Genomic DNA, 2,049 nt, shown 5'->3' on the forward strand with positions numbered 1-2,049 from the left:
CGCCGGCCCCCCACAGAAGCAGCAGCCCGAGCGCGTGCTTGCACGGGAACTTCCGGCTCGGGCAACTGCACCGATACGCGGGGCCGTGCAGGTCGATCACCGTCCGGTACGGCTCGCCGCCGCTGCCCGCGCACAGCCCCCAGACCGCCTGGCCCCGCGCACCCGTGCCGGACCACGAGGCGGCCCCCGCGAGCTTGCCGCCCGCCTTGTGTGACGCGGCGTCAGGAGCCAGGGCCAGCACCTGTTCCGCCGTCCAGCGTTCCCCCTGCGGATTCATGTCTGCGACCGTACGCCCACCCACTGACAATCACCCTGACCTGCCGGTTCGTTGACGTGGGCAGGTTGCCGGGGCGGTTGTCAGTGGGGTGGTGCACAGTGAATTACGCGTCTGGGAGCGGAACGAGCAACGAGCCGTGGGGGAGCTGTGACCGTCACTGTGTCCGGAACCAATTCACCTGAAATCACCGAAGCCGTCGAGCCCGGCGAGGCCGTCGAGGTCCTCCGCCCGCATGCCGAGGACGCCTTCGCCGATGAGCTGAGCGCCCTGGCCGCCGCCGACGACCGCCCACGCCCGGCCCGTTGGCGGCTGTCGCCGTGGGCCGTCGCCACGTATCTGCTCGGCGGGACGTTGCCGGACGGCACCGTGATCACGCCCAAGTACGTGGGCCCGCGCCGGATCGTCGAGGTCGCCGTCACCACCCTCGCCACCGACCGCGCCCTGCTGCTGCTCGGCGTCCCCGGCACGGCCAAGACCTGGGTCTCGGAGCATCTGGCGGCGGCGGTCAGCGGCGATTCGACGCTGCTGGTCCAGGGCACGGCCGGGACGCCCGAGGAAGCCATCCGCTACGGCTGGGACTACGCCCGGCTCCTCGCCCAGGGCCCGAGCCGTGACGCGCTCGTCCCGAGCCCCGTGATGCGGGCCATGGCGGACGGCATGACCGCGCGCGTGGAGGAGCTGACGCGCATCCCGGCCGATGTGCAGGACACCCTGATCACCGTCCTGTCCGAGAAGACCCTGCCGATCCCCGAGCTGGGGGAGGAGGTCCAGGCGGTCCACGGCTTCAACCTCATCGCCACCGCCAACGACCGCGACCGCGGGGTCAACGAGCTGTCCAGCGCGCTGCGCCGCCGCTTCAACACGGTGGTGCTGCCGCTGCCCGCGACCCCGGAGGACGAGGTCGACATCGTCGCCCGCCGCGTCGCCCAGATCGGCCGCTCGCTGGACCTCCCCGAGGCCCCGGAAGGCGTGGACGAGATCCGTCGCGTCGTCACGGTCTTCCGCGAACTGCGCGAAGGGGTGACCGGTGACGGCCGTACGAAGCTCAAGTCGCCCTCCGGCACCCTGTCGACGGCGGAGGCCATCTCCGTGGTGACGAGCGGTCTGGCGCTCGCCGCCCACTTCGGCGACGGCGTGCTGAGGGCCGATGACATGGCCGCGGGCATCCTGGGCGCGGTCGTCCGCGACCCGGCCGCCGACCGCGTCATCTGGCAGGAGTACCTGGAGGCGGTCGTCCGCGAGCGCGACGGCTGGAAGGACTTCTACCGCGCGTGCCGAGAGGTGAGCGCGTGAGGGCAGCGAAGCCGATGCCGGCGGACGGCGCCGGGCCCGCCCCGCATGCCGCCCCGGTGGCTGACGCGGGACGGACCGGGGCGCGCCCGGACACGGCCACGGGGAATGCCGGGGCAGCGGGTGCGCCCGGTGCCTGGGTGGCCCAGCGCTCCGATGAGCCCGCAGCGGAGGACTGGGCGGCGGCAGGGGGAGCCGCCGGTGCCGCCGAGGGGCACGGTGCCGCAGGAGTCTCCGGTGCCGCGGGAGCACCCGGAACCGCCGGGGCCACCGGGGCGTGCCCGGAGGCGGCAGTGGGGAAAGCCGAGGCAGCGGGTGTGCCTGGTGCCCGGCTGACTCAGGGGCCCGGCGAGCCCAACGCGGAGGGCTGGGTGACGGCAGGGGGAGCCGCCGGTGCCCCCGGGGTCGCTGGGGCCATCGGGGCCACCAAGGTTGCCAGTGCCGCAGGAGTCCCCGAGACCGTTGGGGCTTCCGGGGCTGTC

Annotated in this window: 2 protein-coding genes; one reads left to right on the forward strand and one right to left on the reverse strand. The window is 73.8% G+C overall.

Going from position 1 to position 2,049, the window contains the following annotated elements; genetic code table 11:
- Positions 1 to 277 (reverse strand): SWIM zinc finger family protein (locus tag SSOG_RS48920; RefSeq protein ID WP_039938672.1); only part of this gene is annotated, 277 nt, incomplete at its 3' end.
- Between the two features lie 147 nt (positions 278 to 424).
- Here SSOG_RS48920 and SSOG_RS25415 point away from each other — a divergent pair.
- The gene (locus tag SSOG_RS25415) at positions 425 to 1,570 is read left to right on the forward strand and encodes an ATP-binding protein (protein WP_009717114.1); all 1,146 of its coding nucleotides are present in this window, start codon (positions 425 to 427) and stop codon (positions 1,568 to 1,570) included.
- Positions 1,571 to 2,049: the final 479 nt, after the last annotated feature.

The organism is Streptomyces himastatinicus ATCC 53653 (assembly GCF_000158915.1).
Lineage (GTDB): Bacteria > Actinomycetota > Actinomycetes > Streptomycetales > Streptomycetaceae > Streptomyces > Streptomyces himastatinicus.